Annotated in this window: 23 protein-coding genes; 15 read left to right on the top strand and 8 right to left on the bottom strand. The window is 71.0% G+C overall.

From position 1 onward, the window contains the following. Positions 1–45: 45 nt before the first annotated feature. Positions 46–345 (bottom strand): hypothetical protein, encoded by a 300-nt coding sequence (locus ACZ3II_RS09910; RefSeq protein ID WP_465517207.1) that lies wholly within the window; start codon positions 343–345, stop codon positions 46–48. Between ACZ3II_RS09910 and ACZ3II_RS09905 the strand changes: the two genes are divergently transcribed. Together ACZ3II_RS09905 and ACZ3II_RS09900 are read left to right on the top strand one after the other, a co-directional pair. After that, the gene (locus ACZ3II_RS09905; protein ID WP_465517206.1) at positions 335–655 is read left to right on the top strand and encodes a phosphatase PAP2 family protein; all 321 of its coding nucleotides are present in this window, start codon (positions 335–337) and stop codon (positions 653–655) included. The genes ACZ3II_RS09910 and ACZ3II_RS09905 overlap by 11 nt on opposite strands. A 93-nt stretch (positions 656–748) precedes the next feature. Then, positions 749–1,471 (top strand): hypothetical protein, encoded by a 723-nt coding sequence (locus ACZ3II_RS09900; RefSeq protein WP_465517205.1) that lies wholly within the window; start codon positions 749–751, stop codon positions 1,469–1,471. A 4-nt stretch (positions 1,472–1,475) separates the two neighbouring features. On the opposite strand, the gene ACZ3II_RS09895 is transcribed toward ACZ3II_RS09900, so the two are convergent. From ACZ3II_RS09895 to ACZ3II_RS09875, 5 genes are all read right to left on the bottom strand, one after another. Continuing rightward, positions 1,476–1,772, bottom strand: a complete 297-nt coding sequence (locus tag ACZ3II_RS09895) for a DUF3040 domain-containing protein (protein WP_465517204.1) — start codon at positions 1,770–1,772, stop codon at positions 1,476–1,478. A gap of 457 nt (positions 1,773–2,229) precedes the next feature. Then, entirely contained in the window at positions 2,230–4,305 is a 2,076-nt protein-coding gene (locus tag ACZ3II_RS09890; protein WP_465517203.1) for an ArnT family glycosyltransferase, read from the bottom strand. A gap of 135 nt (positions 4,306–4,440) precedes the next feature. Beyond that, complete coding sequence (locus tag ACZ3II_RS09885; protein WP_465517202.1) at positions 4,441–5,505, bottom strand: 3-deoxy-7-phosphoheptulonate synthase; 1,065 nt, start codon at positions 5,503–5,505, stop codon at positions 4,441–4,443. A 200-nt stretch (positions 5,506–5,705) separates the two neighbouring features. Then, positions 5,706–7,304: an ATP-binding protein gene (locus ACZ3II_RS09880; RefSeq protein WP_465517201.1), complete on the bottom strand. Its 1,599-nt coding sequence runs from the start codon at positions 7,302–7,304 to the stop codon at positions 5,706–5,708. A gap of 2 nt (positions 7,305–7,306) precedes the next feature. Further along, positions 7,307–8,044, bottom strand: a complete 738-nt coding sequence (locus tag ACZ3II_RS09875; protein WP_465517200.1) for a response regulator transcription factor — start codon at positions 8,042–8,044, stop codon at positions 7,307–7,309. Between the two features lie 186 nt (positions 8,045–8,230). Here ACZ3II_RS09875 and ACZ3II_RS09870 point away from each other — a divergent pair, with 186 nt between their 5' ends. The 3 genes from ACZ3II_RS09870 (at position 8,231) to ACZ3II_RS09860 (ending at position 9,277) form a co-directional block, all read left to right on the top strand. Continuing rightward, positions 8,231–8,452 carry a hypothetical protein gene (locus ACZ3II_RS09870; RefSeq protein WP_465517199.1) on the top strand — a complete coding sequence of 74 codons (222 nt, stop codon included), beginning with the start codon at positions 8,231–8,233 and terminating at the stop codon, positions 8,450–8,452. A 158-nt stretch (positions 8,453–8,610) separates the two neighbouring features. Beyond that, entirely contained in the window at positions 8,611–8,982 is a 372-nt protein-coding gene (locus ACZ3II_RS09865; protein ID WP_465517198.1) for a tetratricopeptide repeat protein, read from the top strand. 10 nt (positions 8,983–8,992) lie between these two features. After that, entirely contained in the window at positions 8,993–9,277 is a 285-nt protein-coding gene (locus tag ACZ3II_RS09860) for a Smr/MutS family protein (RefSeq protein WP_430780373.1), read from the top strand. A 31-nt stretch (positions 9,278–9,308) separates the two neighbouring features. Here the strand turns inward: ACZ3II_RS09860 and ACZ3II_RS09855 are convergent, their stop codons facing one another. Further along, positions 9,309–11,642: a M28 family peptidase gene (locus ACZ3II_RS09855; protein WP_465517197.1), complete on the bottom strand. Its 2,334-nt coding sequence runs from the start codon at positions 11,640–11,642 to the stop codon at positions 9,309–9,311. A 74-nt stretch (positions 11,643–11,716) separates the two neighbouring features. On the opposite strand from ACZ3II_RS09855, the gene ACZ3II_RS09850 reads away from it, so the two are divergent. The 10 genes from ACZ3II_RS09850 (at position 11,717) to ACZ3II_RS09805 (ending at position 22,250) form a co-directional block, all read left to right on the top strand. Next, the gene (locus ACZ3II_RS09850) at positions 11,717–12,058 is read left to right on the top strand and encodes a hypothetical protein (protein WP_465517196.1); all 342 of its coding nucleotides are present in this window, start codon (positions 11,717–11,719) and stop codon (positions 12,056–12,058) included. A 73-nt stretch (positions 12,059–12,131) separates the two neighbouring features. Beyond that, the gene (locus ACZ3II_RS09845) at positions 12,132–13,331 is read left to right on the top strand and encodes a PP2C family protein-serine/threonine phosphatase (protein WP_465517195.1); all 1,200 of its coding nucleotides are present in this window, start codon (positions 12,132–12,134) and stop codon (positions 13,329–13,331) included. 11 nt (positions 13,332–13,342) lie between these two features. Next, a complete protein-coding gene (locus tag ACZ3II_RS09840; RefSeq protein ID WP_465517194.1) occupies positions 13,343–14,914 on the top strand; it encodes a sensor histidine kinase in 1,572 nt (523 codons plus the stop codon). Continuing rightward, positions 14,911–15,363: a response regulator gene (locus ACZ3II_RS09835; protein WP_465517193.1), complete on the top strand. Its 453-nt coding sequence runs from the start codon at positions 14,911–14,913 to the stop codon at positions 15,361–15,363. Before ACZ3II_RS09840 ends, ACZ3II_RS09835 begins: the two co-directional genes overlap by 4 nt. Continuing rightward, positions 15,356–16,174, top strand: a complete 819-nt coding sequence (locus ACZ3II_RS09830; RefSeq protein ID WP_465517192.1) for an inositol monophosphatase family protein — start codon at positions 15,356–15,358, stop codon at positions 16,172–16,174. The genes ACZ3II_RS09835 and ACZ3II_RS09830 overlap by 8 nt, the downstream gene beginning before the upstream one ends. Before the next feature lie 14 nt (positions 16,175–16,188). Then, positions 16,189–16,962 carry an SDR family NAD(P)-dependent oxidoreductase gene (locus tag ACZ3II_RS09825; RefSeq protein ID WP_465517191.1) on the top strand — a complete coding sequence of 258 codons (774 nt, stop codon included), beginning with the start codon at positions 16,189–16,191 and terminating at the stop codon, positions 16,960–16,962. Positions 16,963–17,025: 63 nt separating this feature from the next. Next, on the top strand, positions 17,026–18,039 hold the full coding sequence (locus tag ACZ3II_RS09820; protein ID WP_465517190.1) for a coiled-coil domain-containing protein: 1,014 nt from the start codon (positions 17,026–17,028) through the stop codon (positions 18,037–18,039). A 41-nt stretch (positions 18,040–18,080) separates the two neighbouring features. Further along, positions 18,081–19,589, top strand: coding sequence for a fused MFS/spermidine synthase (locus tag ACZ3II_RS09815; protein WP_465517189.1), 1,509 nt, complete (start codon positions 18,081–18,083; stop codon positions 19,587–19,589). Positions 19,590–19,708: 119 nt separating this feature from the next. Next, the gene (locus ACZ3II_RS09810; protein WP_465517188.1) at positions 19,709–21,493 is read left to right on the top strand and encodes a serine/threonine-protein kinase; all 1,785 of its coding nucleotides are present in this window, start codon (positions 19,709–19,711) and stop codon (positions 21,491–21,493) included. Positions 21,494–21,524: 31 nt separating this feature from the next. Next, positions 21,525–22,250, top strand: a complete 726-nt coding sequence (locus tag ACZ3II_RS09805; protein WP_465517187.1) for an SDR family NAD(P)-dependent oxidoreductase — start codon at positions 21,525–21,527, stop codon at positions 22,248–22,250. Between the two features lie 576 nt (positions 22,251–22,826). Here ACZ3II_RS09805 and ACZ3II_RS09800 read toward each other — a convergent pair. Beyond that, complete coding sequence (locus tag ACZ3II_RS09800; protein WP_465517186.1) at positions 22,827–23,222, bottom strand: hypothetical protein; 396 nt, start codon at positions 23,220–23,222, stop codon at positions 22,827–22,829. Between the last annotated feature and the right edge of the window lie 614 nt (positions 23,223–23,836).

Genomic DNA, 23,836 nt, shown 5'->3' with positions numbered 1-23,836 from the left:
GAAGGCCCCCGCCCGTCGGCGGGGGCCTTTTCGTGTCTGTCCCCATCAATACAAAGAGCCGTTGCCGTCACCGCCGCCGGCGCGGTGCACCAGACCCTGATCACGCTGACCCCGACCCGGACCGCGGCCGCCGACACCGCGCTGGCAACGGCGCTCGCCGATCTCCCGGACGGGCGGGCCGAGACGACGGGTCTCGCCGCCGGCCGGAAGGCGGCCACCGACCTGCTCGCCGGACGGACCGGTGACGGCCTCGACCCGGCCGCGGTGAACGCGGCGTACCCGGTGCCGGCCACGGTACAAAAAGGACATCGCCGAGGTCGCGGCGTACGGTGCGGTGAACAGCACGGTCCGCACCCCGGCGCAGACCGACACCGCCACCTTCTCCAGCGGCCACAACACCTACTCCGGCTCGGCCGAGCAGGTCCTCACCGTGCTGTTCGGGGCGAAGGCGCGCAGCCCGTACACCCTCCCGAGCCCGTCCGCGCCGGGCGTGACCCGCACCTACACCGACTGGCGGGTGCCCAGCCGGGAGAACGTCGACGCCCGGGTCTGGTCCGGCGTCCACACGCGCAACGCCGACGAAGCGGGCATCGCACTGGGCAAGGACGTCGCCGCGCACACCCTCCGGAACGCCGGGAGGTTGCTGGCCGGATAACTCTTCCGCTACGTGATACGTCCGGCGTGCCCGCGCCCGACATATCACGTCGTGTAGCCGGTAGTTTGATCACCGGCTGATGTGGGAGGACGGATGGGCGTTCGGACGGGTCGATCCTCGTGGATCGTCCTCATCGTCGGACTGGGGATTCTCGTCCTCGGCGTCGTCCTGCTGCTGAACGACACGGCCACCTGCGGCGCCACCGAGATGCGTGCCGGCAACAAGTGCATCACCGTCGGTGACGGCGGCGGGATGGTCCGATCCCTGGAGCCGGCGGGCGACGACCGGTTCACCGGACTGCTTGCGATCGGACTCGGCACCGTGGTGATCGGCGCCGGCGTGTGGCTCACCTTCTTCGCCGACCGCTCGGTGGTCCCGGCCACCGGGGTGGGCGACCGGATCGAACTGGCCCGGCGGCACGGCTGGGGCTTCGTCGACATCGACCACGAACTGCTGGCCGACTGGAGCGACACCCCCGACTTCGGCGAGGGCCAGCCGGCGTACGCGGTGCTGCGTGGCACGTACACCCACCTGGATTTCGTGGTCTTCGATTTCCGGCGGCCGGCCACCGGCGAGCTGAGCACCGCCTGGATCGTCTACCTGCCGGTGCCGTCACGGGCCTTCGTCACGTGGGCGACGGCGCAGGAGCCGCTCTACCGGTATCCGCTCAACATGGTCGGCGTCCGCACCGACGCGATCGCCGACATCGGCGCCCGGGTGCACCGGTCCACCGAGCCGGACAGCGTGTTGCGGCAGGTCCGTGCGCTGGCCGAGATCATCCGCCGGTTCGAGGCCCGGACCTCGATCGACTCCTGATCGCTCAGGGCTGCCGGAACGCCGTCTCGGCCTGCTGCCGCCGCAACCGGTGGACCGCGGCCGCGCCGGTGATCACGGCCCAGGTCGCCACGATCGAGGTGGCGATCCACCAGCCGACCGCGCCCAGCACGACGGCGACGACGGTGATCACGGCGGCGATGATGAAAAGCGGTAACGCCGGGCGAGTAGTCGATGACACGCTGAAGTTTCCGCCGCCCATTCGGGCACAGAAGTCGGGATCGTCGCGCCGGAGTTGCCGTTCGAGAGCCGCGAGCCGCCGGGTGTCCTCTTTGCTGAGCATGTCCGCCACCTTCCGGTCCGCCGAGCCGGTGAAGCATCGATCGAGACTGGGCGATCCCGATCAGAGCCCATTGTTACCTCTGAGTTGCCTCTGTGATACGTCTACGTGTGCCGAATTTTCAGTCCGTTCCGTTCCGGACAACGGGACCTGCGGAAACCCTCGGCATCGGGTACAACGTCCCGGCTTCACGAAGATGACGGGCACTTTCTGGTACGGGCCACACCTCCCCGCCGGGCAAGCACCGCCCCCCGGCCCTCGACGTCGCCGAGTATCACCGCCCGCCCTCCGGCGTGTCGATTTCGGCCGTCCCTGCCGCCCGTGCTCCACACGCTGCCCGCCCGCGCTCTGGCGTGTTGGTTTTGGCCGTCCCTGCCGCCCGTGCTCCACACGCTGCCCGCCCGCCTTCTGGCGTGTTGACTTCGGGTGCTCTGGGCGGCCGAAGTCAACACGCCGGGGGTCAGCTCTTCGGGGTGGTCAGGTTGTAGAGGGTGGTGCCACCGACGGTCTGGGCCGTGTAGTTCGCCGCCACCCACTCGGCGATCCGACCGCTCTCGCTGCTGCCGCCGTTGCCACCGCCGCGCGCGAACCCGCCCCCGCCGATGAAGTAGTGGATCTTCTCGGCGGCGACGTACTGCTGGAACTGCGCCAGCGTCGGGGACGGATCGGTGCCGTTGAAACCGCCGACCGCCATCACCGGCTCCTCGGTGGCGAGCTGGTAACCGGACGCGCTCTGCGACCCGATCGCCGCGGCCACCCAGGTGTACCGGTCGGCGTCCTGTTCGAGCAGCGCCTTCACCTCGTCGCTGACCTGAGCGGCGTTGAGCAGCCCACCCATGCCGCCACCACGTGCGCCGCGCCCGTTCTGTCCATCTTGTCCGAAGCCCTGGCCGCCGTTCCGCCGCCCGCCGCCCTGCGCCCCGCGGTTCTGCCCCCCATCGTTCTGAGTGCCACCGTTCTGAGTGCCGGTGGGGAAGCCGCCACCGGGGAAGCCGCCGCCAGGGAACCCGCCCCGGCCACCGCCCGGCATACCGCCACGACCCCCGGCCACCGACGGCCCCGCGGACGGGATCGATCCGGTGTGCGGTTCGGAGACCGTCTGTACGGCGTACGCCGCAGGCCCCGCCAACCCCGCGACCACCGCAACCGTCCCGGCGACCAGCGCCGTCCGCGCCGCCAGGCGCACCGGCAGCACCAGTGCGACCGCCGCGAGCAGCCCCGCGATCAGGACCGGCAGGCGCAGCCAGGGCAGGAAGTCGGCGCTGCGGCCGAGCAGCGTGTACGACCACCAGCCCGTCACCCCCGCCACCGCCGCGAGGGTGAGCGCCGCGACCACGTTGTCCCGCCGTTTCCACAGCAGCCCGGCGCCCATCCCGACGACCGCGCCGATCGCCGGCGCCAGGGCCACCGTGTAGTACGCGTGGAAGATCCCCTGCATGAAGCTGAAGATCAGACCGGTGGTCAGCAGCCAGCCGCCCCACACGATCAGCGCGGCCCGCTGCACGTCGGCGCGTGCCCGTCGCGCCGTGATCACCAGGCCCGCGACCAGCAGGATCAGCGCGGCCGGCAGCAGCCAGGAGACCTGTCCGCCCTGTTCGGCGTCGAACATCCGGGTCCAGCCGATCTCACCCCACCGGCTCGTGGCGTTGCCGACGCTGCCGGTCTCCTCGCCGTTGAGCCGGCCCAGGCCGTTGTAGCCGAGGGTGAGTTCGAGCAGGCTGTTGTTCTGGGAGCCGCCGATGTAGGGCCGGGCGGAGGCGGGCACCAGGTCGACGACGGCGATGTACCACCCGGCGGACGCGATCATCGCGGCCAGCGCCAGCAGCAGCTGCACGATCCGCTTGCCGAGTTTCGGTGGGCCGGCGATCAGGTACGCCAGCCCGAACGCCGGCACCACCAGCAGCGCCTGCAACTGCTTGGCCAGGAAGGCGAACCCGAGGAGGACACCGGTCCACACCATCCACCTGGTGCCGCCGGTCTCGACGGCCCGCAGCGTCGTGTACGCCCCGGCGACCATCAGCAGCACCAGCAGCGCGTCCGGGTTGTTGAACCGGAACATCAGCACGGCGACCGGGGTCAGCGCCGAGACCAGGCCGGCGAGCAGGCCGGCGGCCGGGCCGAACCCGCGGCGCACGGTGGCGTAGAGCAGGCCGGTGGTGGCGACGCCGAGCAGCGCCTGCGGGACCAGGATGCTCCACGAGCTCAGCCCGAACACCCGGACCGACAGCGCCATGATCCAGAGGGCGGCCGGGGTCTTGTCGACGGTGATCGAGTTCGACGCGTCCGACGAGCCGAAGAAGAACGCCTTCCAGCTCTCCGAACCGGCCTGCACCGCGGCCGAGTAGAACGCGTTGGCCCAGCCGGACGCGCCCAGTCCCCAGATGTAGAGGACCGCGGTGAGCAGTAGGAGGGCGTAGAGGGACGGCCGGATCCAGGGGGCGTCCGAGCGTCCGAACAGGACTCGCGACCAGCCGGACCGCTCCTGCGTGGTGGCCGGTGCCGAGGGTGCGGATTCCACCGGCGACAACAAGGTCATCTGGGTACTCCCGGGAGAGCGGGCGGACTCGTACCCGATGAAGAATCGATCGACGTGCTGTCGCGTCCTTGTGCCCGGACTGTGCGGTCGCTGAGAGTCCGGATCGCCGTCACGGCGATCCGGACCCACCCGCCGTCAGAGCGCCCGGCGCTTCGCCGACGCCGTGGCCAGCCGCTCCAGCACGCTCACCGTGGCATCCCAGCCCATGCAGGCGTCGGTGACCGACTTGCCGTAGGTGAGTTCGCCACCCAGGTCCTGCCGGCCCGGCTCCAGGAAGCTCTCCAGCATGACGCCGCTGATCGCCCGCTGACCGGACTCCATCTGCTGCGCGATGTCCTCGGCCACGATCGGCTGCCGGTTGTGGTCCTTGTTGCTGTTGCCGTGCGAGCAGTCGATCACCAGGCGCTCCGGCAGGCCGGCCTTGCGCAGCAGCGTCAGCGACGCCTCGACATCCCCGGCGCTGTAGTTCGGCTTGCCGCCGCCACCGCGCAGCACCAGGTGGCAGTCCGGGTTGCCGGCGGTGTGCAGGATCGCCGGGGTGCCCGAGTAGTCGATGCCGGGGAAGACGTGCTTCGCCTCGGCGGCCTGGATCGCGTCGACGGCGGTGGAGACACTGCCGTCGGGGCGGTTCTTCATGCCGATCGGCATCGACAGGCCGGACGAGAGCTGGCGGTGCACCTGCGACTCGACGGTCCGGGCGCCGATCGCGCCCCACGCCACCGTGTCGGCGATGTACTGCGGGGTGATCGGGTCGAGGAACTCCACGGCCACCGGCAGGCCCCGGGCGACGACCTCGAGCAGCAGCTTGCGGGCGATCCGCAGGCCGGCGCCGACGTCACCCGAGCCGTCCAGGGCCGGGTCCATGATCAGGCCCTTCCAGCCCACAGTGGACCGCGGCTTCTCGAAGTACACCCGCATCACGATCAGCAGGTCCTTGCTGAGGCGCTCGGCCTCCCGCTGCAACAGGGAAGCGTATTCGCCGGCCGCTTCCGGATCGTGCACCGAGCACGGGCCGACGACCACGATCAGGCGCTGATCTCGGCCGTTGAGAACGTCTTCCACCTGCTTCCGGCCGGCCAGCACGGTGTCGTGCAACTCGGACGTCAGCGGCAGCTCGTGATGCAGCAGCGCGGGGCTCATCAGCGGGACGACCTTCTCGATCCGCTGGTCACGGACGCGCTGTACCTCTGGGGCGGTCATGGTGATCCCTCTCCTTGAGACCGGCCCTGGTCAGAGCCGGTTTGCTCGGTGGCAAACAAAAAGGCAGCGACGTTGTCGCTGCCTTCGCCGGCTCTGGCTGGTGCCTCAGGTCATGGGGTCATGGCCGAGGCACCGGCGTGAGCCGGCCTCGTAAACCAATAAAACGACCACTCGCGAGACATGCCGAAAGCATAACCGGGTCATCGGACCGGATGAAGCATCCGCGACCCCTGTTCAGCTGATGGGACGATAGGGGGTGGCCCGAGCGGCAACATCACGGTGAACACGGTCTGGCCCGGACGGCTCTGCACACCGACCTTCCCGCGGTGCGAGGTGACCACCGCGTGCACGATCGACAGACCCAGCCCGGTGCTGCCGGCGGCCCGCGAACGGGAGCTGTCGCCACGGGCGAACCGCTCGAAGATCCGGCCGGCCAGATCCGGCGGGATGCCCGGCCCGTTGTCGATCACCTGGATCACCGCGGCGTTCGGCACCGCGCCGATCCTGACGGTCACCGTGGAGCCTTCCGGCGTGTGCGTACGCGCGTTGGCCAGCAGATTCGCGACCACCTGATGCAGCCGGGCGCCGTCGCCGATCACGGTCACCGGCTCGTCCGGCAGGTCCAGTTGCCAGTAGTGGCCCGGCCCGGCGGCGTGCGCGTCACTCGTCGCGTCGACGGCCAGCATGGTCAGGTCCACCGAGTCCTGGGCGAGCGGCCGGCCGGCGTCCAGCCGGGCCAGCAGCAGCAGGTCCTCGACGAGTGCGGTCATCCGCTTGGCCTCGGACTCGACCCGGTTCAGCACGTGCGCGATCTCGTCCGGCAGCACCTGGCGGCTGCGGCGGCTCAACTCGGCGTAACCACGGATCGCGGCGAGCGGGGTGCGCAGCTCGTGGCTGGCGTCCGCGACGAACTGGCGTACCTGCATCTCGGAGGCGTGCCGCGCCTCCAGGGCGTTGCCGACGTGGTCGAGCATCCGGTTCAGCGCGGCGCCGACCTGGCCGACCTCGGTGCGCGGATCGGTGTCCTTCTCCGGCACCCGCTGCGCGAGCCGCACCTCACCGGCGTCCAGCTTCAGCTCGGCGACGCGGCTCGCGGTCGCCGCGACACGATCGAGAGGCTTGAGGGTACGGCGAACGATGAGCGCCCCACCCCACCCCGCGATCAGCAGCGATCCGGCGATCACGCACCCGGTGAAGGCCGCAACCTTGATCAACGTCGAATTGGCCTGCTCCATGGACACGCCGACGTAGTAGATGTCACCGTTCTTCCTGGTGACCCGGGCCATACGGTATTCGGGATAGTCGCTGCCGAGGTCCACGTCGGCGTTGTCGCCGTCGGTCGGCACCTCCTTGATGACGGTGGCGATCTCGGCGTCGGTGAGATCGACGACGACGTCCTTGCCCGCGCTTTCGGAGAACTCGATCCGGCCGCCCTCGAACGTGCCGTCGGTCTGCTGTTGCAGCACGATCGCTTTTCCGGGAAGCCGGGGAAGGCCGCTGCCGTTCCCATCCGTCAGCGAGGAAGGTGATTGGCCGGGTTCCGGGGAATTGGACGAGTTCGGTCGTTTCGGGCCACTCGGTGGCTCGAAGAATCCCAGGCGTTTGGTGGCGTCGGCCAGTTCAAGGTCGAGCTGCTTGTGCAGGGACTGGTAAAGGTAGATCTCGGCGGTGCTGCCGACCACCAAGCCCAGCACGGACAGCAGGGCGATCATGATGGCGACCAGCCGGGTGCGTAGCGACCAGCCCGCAGGGCTGTACCAGCGGGCCGACCGGAGAGGAGCAGTGGCGGCAGCGGGCATGATCAGTCGGCCGGCTTGAGGACGTAACCGGCGCCGCGCATCGTGTGGATCATCGGGGCGCGGCCGGCGTCGATCTTCTTGCGCAGGTACGAGATGTACAGCTCGACCACGTTCGCCTGTCCGCCGAAGTCGTAGTTCCAGACCCGGTCCAGGATCTGCGGCTTGCTCAGCACCCGGCGCGGGTTGCGCATCAGGTATCGCAGCAGCTCGAACTCGGTGGCCGTCAGCGTGATCAGATCCCCGCCGCGCCGGACCTCGTGGGAGTCCTCGTCGAGGGTGAGATCGCCGACGATCAGCTGCGATTCGGTGCGCATCGGGGCGTGCCCCATCCGCCGCATCAGGCCGCGCAGCCGGGCCACTACCTCCTCCAGGCTGAACGGCTTGGTCACGTAGTCGTCGCCGCCCGCGGTGAGCCCGGTGATCCGGTCCTCCACCGAGTCCTTGGCGGTGAGGAACAGCACCGGCACCTCGGGCGTCTCGCCACGCAGCCGGCGCAGCACCTCGAGCCCGTCGATGTCGGGCAGCATCATGTCGAGGACGACGGCGTCGGGGCGGAAGTCCCGGGCGGTACGCACGGCGGTCATGCCGTCCCCGGCGCTCCGCACGTCCCAGCCCTCGTACCGCAGCGCCATCGACAGCAACTCGGCCAGGGTCGGTTCGTCGTCGACCACGAGCACCCGCACCGGGGTCCCGTCGGGCCGGCGGAGTTCGGTGCCGGGTTCTGCGTTCGCCATCGTCATGCCCTCACTGTGCTGCGCCACGCTCGGTGCCGGCTTTCCGTTTCCTGTGTGCCGCCTGTGCGTCCGGCACAGCCGGCTCGGATGATCCGCACAGGCTTTGTTCGGCACGGCGGCCGGCGTGCATGAGGATCCTGGCGAGCGGAGTGGCAAAGCAAAACTAAGCCGCGAAAATCCCATACTGGGCAAATGCGGCGACTCGCGGCGGCGTTCTCCGTCCTCGTCCTTCTCCTGTTCCCGCTGGCCCCGTCGGCCAAGGCGGAGCCGGTCGAGCCGCGCCGTCCGGAGAGCACCGGGTCCGTACCCGATCTCTCCGAGCTGCCCGGCGGCGGCCTGAGCCCGATGCTGCTCGCCGCCATCGGCGGCTACCTGCTCACCGGCGGTCTCGCGCTCCTGCTCCTCAAACGCTGACCCCGTCCGGCTGGCTCTCACGGCTGTCTCAGCGCCGCTGAGACAGCCGTGAGAGCCAGCCGAGTTGTTGACGACCTCTTATCGGGGGAACACTCGAAGTCGGGACGATGTTGTGCGAGCGTTGGTCAAAGTCGCGGCGCTAGCGTGAGGAGTTGCACGTGGACCTTCTCGAGGACTACCGCAGGGCCACCTTCTTCTTCGAGTCCGGCGACCCGCTCGGCGCCGCCAAGCTGCTCGAGCCGATAGTCGAGGCCGAGCCGCACAACACCGCGGTCCGGCTGCTGCTGGCCCGGGCCTATTTCAACTCGGCCCAGCTGAACGGTGCGGAGACCCAGCTCAGGGTCCTGATCGACAATGATCCTTCGGATCATTACGCGCACCACGTGCTCGGCCGGACCCTGGAGCGGGCCGGCCGTTTCCGTGAGGCGCTGCCGCATCTGCGGCTGGCGTCCGCGATGAAGACGCAGCCCGACTATCAGGAGGCCTTGCGCCGGGTCGAGACGTGGCTCGGCAAGTCCGGCGCGGCGTAGGGTTCCGATCGTGAAACTGAAGCTGGACCTGCACGACATCTTCAACAAGGGCCACGAGATCGACCGTGCCCTGCGGGGGATCATCGACGAGGCGATCCAGAAGAAGGCGTCCCTCGTCGAGATCATCCCCGGCAAGGGCAGCGGAGCCCTGAAGAAGAAGGTCATCCGCTTCCTCGATCAGAAAGAGATCAAGCAGCTCTACCACCGGGTGGAGAAGGACGGCGACAACTGGGGCCGGCTCTTCGTGCATTTCCGCCATGACGTGTCGACCGGCCGCCGCGGCCGGGGTCGCTGAGGCGAGCCCGGCCGCGCGTCCGGCGTACCCCCTAAAGGGTGTAGGTCTTGGCGACCGCGACCAGCTCGCTGCTGTGCGAGCCGAGCACCCCGACCCCGGACGGCCGGGGCCGGAACCCGGGGACCGTGGGCAGATCGTCGCTGCCGTCCATGGCCCGGAAGGTGACCGGGCCGGCCGCGCGGACCGTCAGTTCGATCTCGACCCCGGTCTCCGGCGGCGCGTGGAAGACGAAACCGAATCCCCACGGGCCCCCGGTGGCCGGGTCGATCGGGACCGCGCGACCGCCGACGGTGGCCGAGGTGACAGGCGTCGCCGTCGCCACGTGCAGGGTGGTGAAACGGGCCGTGCGTTGCGGGTCCAGCAGCAGTCTCATGGTCCGCTGATCGCCGGACCGGGTCTCCGAGACCAGGGTGAGCGCCGGCGCGGGCACTGTCGCGGCGGGCGCCGGACCGGTCCGTAGCCGCTCCGCCCCGAAGGCCGGCAGCGTGTCGGCGACCGTCGCGGGGGAGCCGGTCACGTACTGCGCGGTCCAGTCCTGCGGGGTGGTCTCCTCGCTGAGCCAGCGGGCCGTGCCGGTGTCGGCGTCGAGCGCGTACATCAGATGGGTGAGTGACGGGTGCTCGTCGTCGAACGTGTCGACGGCCAGGCCGGTCACCGTGCACGCGACCGTGGTCACCGCGGCGATCAGGCCGGGCAGCGCGCCCCGGCGGCGGGCCCGCAGCGCTTCCATGCCCCGCGCGCCGCCGGCGACCGGGTGGATCAGGTCGAGCACCGGCAGCAGGGCCAGGCCGAGCAGCACGGTGAGGAACGCGCCCACCCCGGCCATCGGCATGCCCAGCGCGGGGAAGAGCATCAGCACGGTCGGCAGCAGGATCACGACCGGGACCAGGGCGCCGACGGTCAGGACGGCGACGGCGGGCCAGGGGCGGGCGTAGGCGGCGAGCAGGGCGGAGATCGCGACGGCCAGGGCCGGGAGGGCGGCCAGATAGGAGCCGCCGGGGGCGAGGGCGGCCAGTACGATCCCGAGCACGGCCAGCCAGGTCAGCCCGCCGACGGCCAGGGCGGCCGGGCCGATCCGGCGGCGGAGCAGGGCGTACCAGATCAGGACGACCATCGCGGACAGGGCGATGACGGCCAGGCGGTACCACATCGGACGGTACGGGTCGATCGGCAGGCCGCCGTAGCCGGGCCGGATCAGGACCAGCAGTTTCCACAGCCCTTGGGCGAGCAGCGGGGCCACCACGATCGGCAGCACCGCGCACGCGATCGCGGCGACCACCCGGCGGCGAACCAGGACGGCCAGCGCCACCACCGCCACCAGGGCCAGCCCGGCCAGCGGCCAGACCAGCCCGCCGGGGTAGCGGACCAGCAGGCCGGGCACCGGGAAGTAGGTGGCGTCACCGTCGCGGGTGAGGGTGGCCAGGTCGAGCGCGCCGAACTCGCGGGCCAGCGCGAGCACGTTGTCGCCGTGGTGCTGCAGGCTGTCCGGGTCCATCGCCTCCGGGTTGTCGGTCGGCGCGTGATAGACGGCAGCGCCGTCGATGTAGGCGGTGTTCAATCCCTGGAAGGAGGACGTCTCGCGGAACGGCGTGAAGTCGGTGTCGTTGGGCAGCATCCGGTAGATCTCCACCGCGAACGACGTGCCGACCGGGTACGGCGCCTTCGCGTACGTCTCCACCAGCCGCCGGTTGTCCCGCGACGTCTCGAACATGATCGCCGGGCCGCTGCTGCCGCGGGCCTCCAGGTTGAGCACCACCCCGCCGTCGCGGGCCAGCGGGTGCTGGTCGACGAACGCCTTCGCGCCGCACAGGCACGCCTCCTCGGCGTCGGTGAGCACCAGCACGATGTCGTTGCGCGGCCGGTCCCCGCCGGCCAGCGCCCGGGCCGTCTCCAGGATCGCGGCCGTGCCGGCGCCGTCGTCGTTGGCGCCCGGCGCGATCTGTGCCGAGTCGTAGTGCGCGACCAGGAAGACCCGCCCGGTGGAGGCGGTGCCGGGGATCACCGTGACCACGTTGCGGACCCGGGCCAGCCCGGTCCCACCGGCCGACGAGGAGAGACCGGCGCCCTGTACGGACACCGTGTCCTGCACCTCGGGGGAGAGGCCGAGGCCGCGCAGCGTGGTCACCAGGTGATCGCGGACCCGGTCGTTGGCGGCGCTGCCGGCCGGATGCGGGGTGCCGGCGATGGTGCGTACCTGCGCGAACGCCCGGTCCGCGCTGAACTCGCTCGCCGGCGCCGTCGCGGGCCGTGCCGCGGGTGGCAGGGCCGACCGGATCGCGGCCAGCCCGGCCAGCGCCAGAACGGCCAGGACGGCGGCCGCGGCGAGACCGCGGCGCGGCGGCGCGGTGAGACTTGAGTCACGCATGGGGACATCTGATCATTCCGGACGCCCGGCGGGTACCCCGAAGATCCATCAGGGCGTGCAATAGCGTGGTGCGGGTGACTACGCCGTTGGACCCAGCAGCCGTCATCGCCGAGTTCATCGACCGGGTGTCGCCGTACAACCCGCACCCGGACGCGGCGCCGGTGGCCGTCGTCGGCGTGCGCACCGCGCTCGGCGAGGATGTCTTCACTCTCAGCGACCATGTCATCCGTGCCATGTGCCGGGCGATCGAGTCCTACCGTGACCCGGAGGACCGCGGCGACTGCGCCGGTTGCGGTGGCCGGCACCTCGACGAGAACCTGCACTGCCGGGATTGCGGCCAGTTGCACGGCATCCTGGGTCAGGTCATCGCGGAGCACGCGCGTAGGGTCGCCGCTGCTGGCGACGACCCTCAGTGAGTACCGAAGTTGTGCGGCGGGGCTGCTTGGTACACGATTTGCGGGTCACCTATGCGTCGAGTGGGGAATCGGAATGACAGAGCGGTCGCTCGCGCCCCGCATCTACGCGACGGATCAGATGGAACGGTTACGGATCCTGCTCGTCGAGGACGACGAGGGTGACGCCTTCCTGGTCCGTGAGCTGCTCAGCGAGGCCGAGGCGCCGTTCGACCTGACCGTCGCCACCAGCCTGCGCGAGGCCCGCGGCATGCTGACCGGCGTCGAGTGCGTGCTGCTGGACCTGGGCCTGCCGGACGCCGAGGGCATCGACGGCCTGCGCAAGCTGCTGGCGCTGGCCGGCACCGCCGCGGTCTGTGTGCTGACCGGCCGCTCCGACGAGCACCTCGGGGTTCAGGCGGTCGCCGAGGGCGCCCAGGACTACCTGGTCAAGGGTCAGGTCGACGGGGTTCTGCTGATCCGGTCGCTGCGGTACGCGGTCGAGCGGAAACGTGCCGACGAGAACGCCCGCCGGCTGCGCGAGGCCGAGCTGCGGGAGGCGGAGTCGGCCCGCCTGGAACGCGGCCTGCTGCCGAAACCGCTGAAGCGGGACGACTTCGGCATCGAGGTGGAGCCGTTCTACCGCTCCGGCCGGGCGATGGGCCTGCTCGGCGGCGACTTCTACGACGTGGTGCAGGTCGGCGACGACCGGCTGCACGTGATCGTCGGCGACGTCTGCGGGCACGGTGTGGACGAGGCGGCGCTCGGCGTCGAGCTGCGGGTCGCCTGGCGGGCGCTGGTGCTGGCCGGGGTGCCGGAGGACCAGGTGCTGCCGTCGCTGGAGCAGGTGCTGATGTCGGAGCGGAGGGCCCGGGAGGTGTTCGCCACCGTCGCGTCGGCGGTCATCGACCTGCCGCGCAACCGCGCGACGGTACGGGTCGCCGGCCACCCGCCGCCCATCGTGCTGGCCGGGGGTCGTGCCGCGCCGGTCGCCGTGCGTACCGGAATCGTGCTGGGGGTACGTCCCACCCCTACCCCCGCGACGGAGTTGGAGTTCCCCGGCAATGACTGGTCCCTGCTGATGTACACCGACGGCCTGATCGAGGGCCGGACCGGCGCCGGCGACGAGCGGCTCGACGTGGAAGGCCTGTGCCATCTGCTCGACGAGCCGGACGCCCGCGACCGCCCGCTGCCGGAGCTGCCCGGATGGCTCGTCGGACGGGCCGACCGGGACAACGGCGGCCCGCTCGCCGACGACGTGGCGATGCTGCTGATCTCCCGGGGCGGTGGCCGGTGAGCGTCACGAACATGCGCAGCTGGACCCTGCGTGGGCGGATCCTCGCGCTCTGCCTCGCGGCCGGCCTGCTGCTCAGTGCCCTGGGTGTGGTCGCCGCGATCGCGGCGGCGAGCAACAACGGGCACATCGACAACCTGCTGGACCGGGTCGGGCCGATGCGGACCGGCAGCGAGGCGCTGAACACCGCCCTGGTCAACCAGGAGACCGGCATCCGGGGTTACGCGATCACCGGGGAGGACCGCAACCTCGAGCCGTACCGGAAGGGCCGGGCCGCCGCGGACGAGCAGATCGCCCAGATCGAGCGTCTGCTCGACCCGGAGGACGCCGAGATCCGTGCGGCGGTGGAACTGGTGAAGACGCGGGCCGCGACGTGGCGTACGGACGTGGCCGAGCCCTTGATCGAGACGGTCCGCACCCAGGGCCCGGAGGCCGCGCGGGAACGGTTCGACGGGTCCGACACCCGGGACTTCGACCAGTTGCGTCAGGCCGTCCAGGACATGCAGAACCGGATCATCGTGTTGCGCGCCCAGTCGGCGGAGGCGGCCCGGGACTCCAGCCAGACCATGGTGGTCATCGAGATCGCCGCCGCGGTGATCATCCTGATCACCGGCGCGCTCCTGCTGCTCCTGCTGGACCGGCTGGTCAGCCGCCCGATCCTGCACCTGGCCGGGCAGGTCCGGCAGGTCGCCGCCGGTGACTACGAGCGGCACATCGACACCTCGTCGTACGGTTCGCCGGACCTGATCGGGCTGGCCGACGACGTGGACCGGATGCGCCAGCAGATCGCCAGCGAACTCAGCGAGGTACGCCTGGCCCGCCAGCAGGTCGAGTGGATCAACCAGCAGCTGCAGTCGCAGGCGGAGGAGCTGACCCGGTCCAATCGCGACCTGGAGCAGTTCGCCTACGTCGCCTCGCACGACCTCCAGGAGCCGCTGCGCAAGGTGGCCAGCTTCTGCCAGCTGCTGCAACGCCGCTACTCCGGCCAGCTCGACGACCGGGCCGACCAGTACATCGCGTTCGCCGTGGACGGCGCGCAGCGCATGCAGCGGCTGATCAACGACCTGCTCGCCTTCTCCCGGATCGGCCGGCTCACCAGCGGCTTCACCGACGTCGACCTGAACAAGGTGCTCGACGACGTGAAATCGCAGCTGGAGGTGCGGGCCGGCGACGACGCGGAGATCACCTGGGACCGGCTGCCCACGGTGGAGGGCGAGGAGCCGCTGCTCACCACGCTGTTCGCGAACCTGATCGGCAACTCGCTGAAGTTCCGCCGCCCGGACGTGCCGCCGGTCATCCGGGTGTCGGCCACGATCGAGGACCGCGAGTGGAAGATCAACGTCCGGGACAACGGCATCGGCATCGAGGCCGAGTTCGCCGACAAGGTGTTCGTGATCTTCCAGCGGTTGCACGCGCGGGACGCGTACGAGGGCACCGGCATCGGACTGGCGATCGTCAAGAAGATCGTCGAATACCATGGCGGGCGGGTCTGGCTCGACGTCGATGTGCCGGAGGGCGCGTCGATCTGGTTCACCCTCCCGGTGGTGCCGGGCTATTCCGACGCGGAAGAGGTGGTTGGCGCATGAGCGTGGCACGGGAGAACGGCACCCCGATCGAGGTGCTGCTCGTCGAGGACGATCCCGGCGACGTGCTGATGACCCAGGAGGCGTTCGAGGAGCACAAGGTCCGCAACCGGCTCAACGTGGTCTCCGACGGGTCCGAGGCGCTGGCCTACCTGCGGCGCGAGGGGCAGTACGCGGACTCGGTCCGTCCGGACCTGATCCTGCTCGACCTGAACCTGCCGAAGCGCGACGGCCGGGAGGTCCTCGCCGAGATCAAGAAGGACGACGACCTGGGCCGGATCCCGGTGGTCGTGCTCACCACCTCGTCGGCGGACGAGGATATCCTGCGCAGCTACCAGTTGCACGCGAACGCGTACGTCACCAAGCCTGTCGACTTCGAGCGGTTCATCGCCGTGATCCGGCAGATCGACGAGTTCTTCGTCAGCGTCGTGAAGTTGCCGCCGCGTGCTTGATCAGGTCGCTGAGCTGGTCCGCGAGGTCGCCCAGACCATCGTGCTGCCGCGCTTCCGGCACCTGGCCGACGACGAGGTCCAGCAGAAGGCCCCCGGTGACCTGGTCACCATCGCCGACCAGGAGTCCGAGCGGGCGCTCACCCGCGGTCTGACCGCGATCCTGCCCGGCTCGCAGGTGGTCGGCGAGGAGGCGGTCGCGGCCGACCCGAGCGTCCGGGACCGGCTCGGCGCGGGCGGCGCGGTCTGGATCGTCGACCCGGTCGACGGGACGAACAACTTCGCCGCCGGGCGCACCCCGTTCTGCGTGATGGTCGCGCTGATCCGCGACGGCGAGACGACGGCGTCCTGGATCCTCGACGTGGTCGGCGATCATCTGACGGTGGCCGAGGCCGGCTCCGGGACCTACCGCGACGGCGTCCGGGTCAAGACCCGCACCGACGATCCGGGCGCGACCGCGCTGCACGGCGTGATCTCCCACAAGTACTACCCCGAGGACCTGCGGCGACAGGTTCTCGGTCAGGCCGGCGGGCTGGGCGGTTTCACCGCCGGGCGGCACTGCGCGGGGTACGAGTACCCGGCCGTCGCCACCGACGAGCAGCAGTTCGCGATGTTCTGGCGGATCCTGCCGTGGGACCACGTGCCCGGCGCGCTGATCGTCCGCGAGGCCGGCGGGGTGGTCCGGCACCTGGACGGCGCCGAGCACCGGCCGGCCGATCACCAGCGCGGTCTGCTCGTCGCGGCGAACGAGGAGATCTGGCACACAGTTCACCGCACCCTGTTCCCGGCGGGTCCCCCGGAGATCGAGGCGTAACTAGGGTTCGGGGCATGTCCTCGTACCTCGAAGAGATCTTCGGTCTGCACGGCCGGACCGCCGTGGTGACCGGTGGCAGCTCCGGGATCGGCCGGGCGATGGCGGTGGCGCTGGGCCGCGCGGGCGCCCGGGTCGTCCTGGTCGCCCGGCGCGAGGCGCCGATGGCCGAGGTGGTCGCCGAGCTGCGGGAACACGGCGCCGAGGCGCACGCGATCTCCGCTGACCTCGCCGATCGCGAGGCGGTCAAGGCGGTCACGGCCAAGATCCTTACGGAGTACGGGGAACCCGGCATCCTGGTGAACTCCGCCGGGATCAACCTGCGGCCGCCGCTCGGCGAGCTGACCGACGACGTGTGGGACGTGACGCTCGCGGCCAACCTGACCGCGCCGTTCCTGCTCGGGCAGGCGTTCGGCCCGGCGATGGCCCGTCGCGGGTGGGGCCGGATCATCAATGTCGTGTCCCAGCAGGCGTTCCGGGCGTACGGGAACAGTGGCGCCTATGGGGCCGCCAAAGCCGGTCTGGTCGGGCTCACCCGGTCCCAGGCCGAGGCGTGGTCCGCGAGCGGGGTCTGCTGCAACGCGATCGCGCCCGGCGTGGTGCACACCCCGCTCACCGAGGCGGTCTTCGCCGACCCCGCGAAGGTGGCGGCGCACGCCGCCCGGGCCATGATCGGCCGCAACGGGCTGCCTGACGATTTCGCCGGTTGTGTCGTTTTCCTGGCGAGCGCGGCCGGTCAAGCGGTAACGGGACAGACACTTTTTGTCGACGGTGGATACTCGGCGACCTGATCGATCTCCCGGACGGGTGCGTCGCCACGGTAAAGTACCGGCGCTCACGACTTGGAGGTTTCTGTGGCGGCCAGTCTCCCGCGCCGGTTCATCGCCCTGCTCGCGCTGGTCGTCGCGATCGTCGCGACGGCCCTTGCCGCACCCGGATCCCCGGCCTGGGCCGACCCGGAGAACGAGGGCGGCAGCAAGAAGCTGCGGACCGCGCTCGAGGCCGCCGCCAAGGGCTACGACTCGGCGAAGACCAAGCTGGCCAACTCCAAGAAGCGGCAGACCCAGCTCACCGCCGCGATCGCCACCTCGGAAGCGCGAGCGAGAGCCCTCACCGCGCAGGTCAACGAGGTGGCCGTCCGGGCCTACCAGATGGGCCGGGTCAGCACCGCCACCATGCTGCTCAACAGCGCCGACCCGGGCGACTTCATCGAGCGGGTGCAGAGCCTCGACACCCTCGCCCAGATGGACAGCTCCACCCTCCTCGAGTACCGCGAGGAGATCGGCAAGGCGAAACGGGCCAAGCTCGCCGTCGACGCCGAGATCAAGGAACAGCAGCGCCAGGTCAACGTGATGGCCAAGCGGAAGAAGGATGCCGAGATCGCGCTCGCCGAGGTCGGTGGCGGCACGTCCGGCGGCTTCGTCGACGCGAACTCGCCCGCCGCCAAACCGGCCCCGCGCAACTCCGACGGCTCCTGGCCGAAGGAGTCCTGCACGGTCAAGGACCCGACCTCGGACGGCTGCATCACCCCGCGGACCCTGCACGCCTACCAGCAGGCGAAGGCGGCGGGCTTCACCCGCTACACGGTCTGTTACAGCAAGCGGGCCACCGGAGAACACCCCAAGGGCCGGGCCTGCGACCTCTCCTCCGCGACGAGCACGTTCAAGGACGCCGCGGCCACCGGCGGCGACAAGGAGTACGGGGACCGGCTCGCCGCGTACTACGTGAAGAACGCGGACCGGCTCGGCGTGATGTACGTGATCTGGTACCGCCAGATCTGGATGCCGAGCACCGGCTGGTCGTCGTACAGCGCGAGCGGCGGACCGTCAGTGGTGCACACGAACCACGTACATCTGTCCATGCTCTAGGTTCAGGGTCTTCCCAGGCTGATACCGGTAGCATCCCGGCGGTGGAGACCCAGCCGCGCGCCCTGCCTTCGGCCCTGGCCACCGCCCTGGCGTTCGGCGCCAGCGGTGCCGTCCTCGTCCTCGAGATCGTCGCGTTGCGCCTGGTCGGTCCCTACGTCGGCGTGACCCTCCAGGTGAGCAGCTCGGTCATCGGGGTCTCGCTGGCCGCCATCGCCTACGGCGCCTGGGTGGGCGGGCGGCTCGCCGACCGGTTCGACCCGCGCACCCTGCTCGCCCCGGCGCTGATCCTCGGCGCCATCGGCACCGCCGTCACCCTGCCCCTCGTGCGCTGGGGCGGCGAACTGCTGCGCGGCGGGGCCGCCCCGGCCGTGCTCATGCTCGCCGCCCTCGCCGTCTTCCTGCCCGCCCTGGTGCTCTCCACGATCCCGCCGATGGTCGTCAAACTGCAGCTCGCCGACCTGCGGCAGGCCGGCTCGGTGGTGGGCCGGCTGTCCAGCATCGGCACCCTCGGCGCGATCACCGCGACCCTGGCGACCGGGTTCATCTTCGTCGCCGCCATGCCCAGCAGCGTGATCATCCTGACCCTGGCGGTGCTGCTGACCGTCGCCGGCCTCGCGCTCGGCTGGTGGCTGCGCCGCGACGGGACCCGGGCCGAGCTGCCCGGCACACCCCGCATGCGGGCATCGCTCGCCGTGATCGGGCTGGCCGGGGCCGGGCTCGGAGCCGTCGCCCCGACACCCTGCGACGTGGAGACGGCCTACCACTGCGCCAGCGTGACCACTGATCCGGCGCGGGACGGCGGGCGGACCCTGGTGCTCAACTCGGCCCGGCACTCGTACGTCGACCTGGACGACCCCACCCACCTGGAGTTCGAGTACGTCCAGTGGATCGGGGCCGTCACCGACGTGCTGAAACCGGCCGGCACGCCGATCTCGGCCCTGCACCTGGGCGGCGGTGGATTCACCGTTCCGAACTATCTGCGCGCCACCCGCCCCGGCAGCGACCAGCTCGTCCTCGAACTCGACGGCGGCCTGGTCGGCCTCGACGAACGCAGCCTCGGCCTGCGGACCGGCCCCGACCTGCGGGTCCGGGTCGGCGATGCCCGGGTGGGTGTGGCCGAGCGGCCCGCCGCCTCGTACGACCTGGTGGTCGGCGACGCCTTCGGGCACCTGGTGGTGCCGTGGCACCTGGCCACCCGGGAGATGGCCGACGAGGTGGCCCGGGTGCTGCGGCCGGACGGCGTGTACGCCCAGAACGTGATCGACTACCCGCCGAACCGTTTCATCCGCGCCGAACTGGCCACCGTGGCGGCGGCGTTCCCGCACGTCGCGCTGATCGCCCCGCCGGCGGCGCTGGCCGGTGAGGAGGGCTCGAACTTCGTCATCCTGGCGGCGCACCGGGAGCTGCCGCTCGAGGCGATCCGGCCGTTGCTGAGCGCCCTCAAGGAGCCGGCGAGCCTGCTCTCCGGCCAGCCCTTGACCGACTTCATCGGCGACTCTCGCATCCTGACCGACGACTACGCCCCGGTCGACCAGCTCCTCGCGGGCTGAGCCGCCCGCCTTTTCCCGCCCTCGTTCCGCCGTTCCGCGCGGTGAAGGCCCGGTCACGGTTTCGGGCGGGTTTCGGGGTGCGGCATCGGTCGGTCAGTCCGCCGGGCGAGAATCGGCACATGGGGCGTACGGAGCGAAACGGTTACGATGGCGCGCTCCGTCTTGCCGGTCGTTATCGCCTGGTCGAGAAACTCGGCACCGGCGGCATGTCCGTGGTGTGGCGCGGCTACGACGAGATCCTCGGCCGCGACATCGCCGTCAAGGTGCTGTCACCGCGGCTGGCCGAGGACCGTACCTTCCGCGACCGGCTCCGCCAGGAGGCCCTGGCCGCCGCCCGCCTCTGCCACCCGCACATCACCAGCATCCACGACTTCGGCGAGGCCCCGATCGCGGAGCACCTGACCGTCCCGTACGTCGTGATGGAACTCAACGACGGCGAATCCGTCGGCGCCCGCCTCGGCCGGCAGGGTTCCCTCGACTGGCGGGAAGCCGTCATGATCACCGCCGAGATCGCGTCCGCGCTGGCCACCGCCCATGCCCGCGGCCTCGTGCACCGCGACGTCACCCCGGCGAACATCATGCTCACCGGCTCCGGCGCGAAGATCGTCGACTTCGGGATCTCCGCCGTGGTCGGGCAGCGCGACGCCGCCGCCGACGGCAGCCTGCTCGGCACCCCCGCGTACCTCGCGCCGGAACGCCTCGGCGGCGGCTGCGTCCTGCCGGCCACCGACGTCTACGCCCTCGGCCTGCTGCTCTACCGCGCGCTCACCGGCCGCATGCCGTGGCCGGCCGAGAGCACCACCGAGGCGTTGCGCGCCCACCTCTACGCCGAACCCGACCCGGTTCCCGAACTCGACGGCATGCCACCCCTCATCGCCGACCTGTGCCTACGTTGCCTCGCCAAGAACCCCGCCGACCGTCCCGCCGCCGCCGAGGTGGCCCGTGCCCTGGCCGCGACCGTCGGCGTGCGGCCGATCATCCCGCCGCTGCGGCCGGAGGAGAAACGGCAGACGGCGGCGGCCCGGGCGGTGGCGGCGGTCCCGGCGCCGCGAGGGCGCGGCTCGAGCGTGCTGCGGCTGGTGCGGGCCTGTCTCGGCCGGTCCGCTGCGGGCACGGTACGCCTCCGCGCCGGCCTGCGGTTCGGATCCGCCCTGCGGCTCGGCACGGTACGGCCGCTCGGCGCCGGGGTCTTCGTGGGCGGGCGGCCCGTACCCCCGGATCGGTTGATCTCGGCGAACCGCAAGCCCGCCATCGCCGCCCTCGCCACGGTGACCCTGCTCACCGCGAGTGTTCTCAGCTGGTCGGCGCGCCGCGAGGGGCAGGGCTCCGAGCAGGCCCGGGCGACAGCGGCCGGTCCCGGAGCCCAGGCCGCTGCCGCCGGTCCGGAGCGGATCCGGTGCACCGTGCGTTACCAGGTGCGGCGGGACTCCGGTGCCGACTTCGAGGCCCGGCTGAACGTGTCGACGACGGAGACGTCCGGCTGGCGGATGGAGTTCTCGTTTCCCGGCTCGCAGCGTCTCAGCGGCACTCCCGAGGCGGTCACGCAGCACGGCCGTCATGTCGTCGTTGCCGGCCGGGGACGGGCCGGCACGGTCACGCTGCGCGGCGGGTACCGGCAGCGGAACCCGTTGCCGCTGGCCTTCGCCCTGAACGGCAACCCCTGCCGCGCCGAGGTCCTGGGCGTCTCCGTTCTTCCGCCCGATCCCGCGGGCGACTCCCCACGGGACGGGGACGACTCGGTCAACGCGGCGACCGTGGACAAGCCGGAAGTCGAGCGTCCCCGTCCACGCAAGCGCCAGCCGTCCCGCGGTGGCGCGCCGCGGCAGCACCACCCGGCACCCGCCACCAGCGCCGATCCGGAGCCCACCGGGAAACACCGGACCGGCTTCTCGCTCGCCCTGTGAGGCGCGACATCCCATCGATAGGGTCGAGACCATGACAAGACTGGCAGTGGTCACCGGGGGCGGCACCGGGATCGGCAAGGCGACGGCAGGCATGCTCGCGGGCGAGGGCTTCGACGTGATCATCGTCGGCCGCCGTCCCGAGGTGCTCGACGACGCGGTGAAGTGGATCGGGCCGCAGGCCACCGCGGTGACCGCGGACGTCTCGGACCCGGCCCAGGTTCCCGCCGTGGTCGAGGCGGTCGCCGGGCGCCCGCTCGACGTGCTGGTCAACAACGCGGGCGCGTTCGTGGGTGGCGACGAGAGCACCCTCGACGGGGTGGCGGCCCGCTGGCGCGCCAACCTCGACTCGAACGTGCTCACCGCCGTCCTCACCACCACCGCCCTCCTCCCCAGCCTGCGCCGCCCCGGTGGCAAGATCATCCTGACCAGCTCGATCGCCGCGCAGCGCGGTGGCGGCGGCCCGTACTCCGCAGCGAAAGCGGCCCTGCACGGCTACGTCCTCGATCTGGCCACGTCCCTCGGCGCCGACGGCATCACGGCGAACGTGATCTCCCCCGGTTACGTCACCGACAGCGAGTTCTTCGACGGCCGGATGACCCCGGAAGGGCACCGGAAGCGCGTCGACGCGGCCCTGCTCAAACGCGGCGGCACCCCGGACGAGATCGCCGAGGCGGTCCGCTGGCTGGCAGGCCCGGGCGGCGCCTTCGTCACCGGCCAGATCATCAACATCAACGGCGGTTCCGTCCTGGGCCGCTGACCAGCGGTGGCTCTGAGTGGGTCCGCTGACCGGCTGGGCGCCGGGCGGCAAGCCCTCGGCGGACAGGTGTGCCCCGGCCTTCTCTAGCGCGATCTTGAGCCTTTGGGTGGTCTTCTCATGGGCCCAAGCCGAGCGCGCGCTTCACCCGCCACGATGCGCCTTCTCCTTGGCTACTCACGTCCGCAGTCCTCGGCGGTGTCACCTGTGGGTCTCCCCGAAGTAGGTGCACGGGCAGCGATCTTGAGCGGGAGGCACCCGTCGCCCGGAATCCTGTGCGGTGCGCACCGGCCTCCCCGGCTCAAGATCGGTAAGGCCCGCGATCTTGGGTTCGGAACACCGGCTTCCCGTGGTTGGGCGCACAAGTTCGGCCACGACGCCGATCTTGTGCGCCTCGGTCCGATGCCAAGCCCCCAAGATCGGGTACGGCCTCCGCTCCGGGTCCGCGTCCTGTGCATCCCTCTCGCCGCATGCGTGAAGGCTTGACGGGCCGGATCTCAGAAACCGCGACGGAGGCTCGAAACGCGGGCGAATAGTTCATGATCACGGCAGGTCAGGGGCATGCATGCTGAATGCTCATCACGCGCCGCCAGCGAAGCGGCCCTCGTCCGGTCGATTGGCGCGGAACCGCAGCCCCGACCAGCGATCGTCGATCGCGACCTGCCCGCACGGGCGCATGTCGAAGTCGGCGACGATCGGCCAGAGCGAGTCCCGGTTGATGTCGGCCTTGTTCCCCTTCGGGTAGGCGATCCAGAACGCCGCCGGCTTGCCCAGGTCACCGCGGTGTTCCTCCAGTTGCTGCCGTACGCCCGCGGCGTCCTCGGCGAACAGCACCGCCGTGCTGGCAGCGGCCAGGCTTCCGGTCTCCCGAACACCCTCCGGCATCGGGGTGAGCAGCGGCAGCCGCGCCGGTTCGTTGAGCCAGACGGTCGAGTTCGGCTTGATCAGCAGCTTCTCGGCGATCGTTTTCGTCATGCCATCGACATTTCCACCCTCACGCCAACCGGTCGCCGTCTTCGCCGAACGCACCCCCACCCGGGTGCCGTGGAGTCACCGCTGGTCGTGTCGGCCGGGCGATTCCCTGCCGTCCGACGCGGCCGTGGGCCGGGAGACTCCGCCCTGGTCAAGGCGGTCCCGTCATGCCCTCATGTAGTTCACCGGGCCGGCCCTCGGCCGGCCCGGCCTGGTGGTGGCCGGGGCGCGGCCTCCGCCGGCTTGACCCGCCTCCGTACCGGAACCGGTCGGTCCATAACCGGCCGTGCAAGATCCAGGCGTGCCGTAAGCGGCCGCGCCAGCCCAGGACGCGCCAGCCCAGCCTGTGCCAGCTCAAGCCGCGCCAGCCCAGGCCGTGCTAACCCAGGTCGTGCCAGCCCAGGCCGTGCCAGCGCAGGCTGTGCCAATGCAGGCCGTGCCAATGCAGGCTGTGCCGGATCGGGCCGCGCTGGAACCGCACCTGACTTCCGCATCACGCCACCTCCGGCCGATCCCGCTTGGACGCCCCGAAGAATCGCCGATCCGTCCGAAGATCGCTTAGGGCCTGTGGACAACTCCGGACTGTGGATAACTGCGGGACGGGCACCCCGGGCTGA

It is taken from the genome of Actinoplanes sp. NPDC019969, from assembly GCF_055562375.1.
Note: the sequence above shows the minus strand (reverse complement) of the source record. Positions and strands in the feature narration are given on the sequence as shown.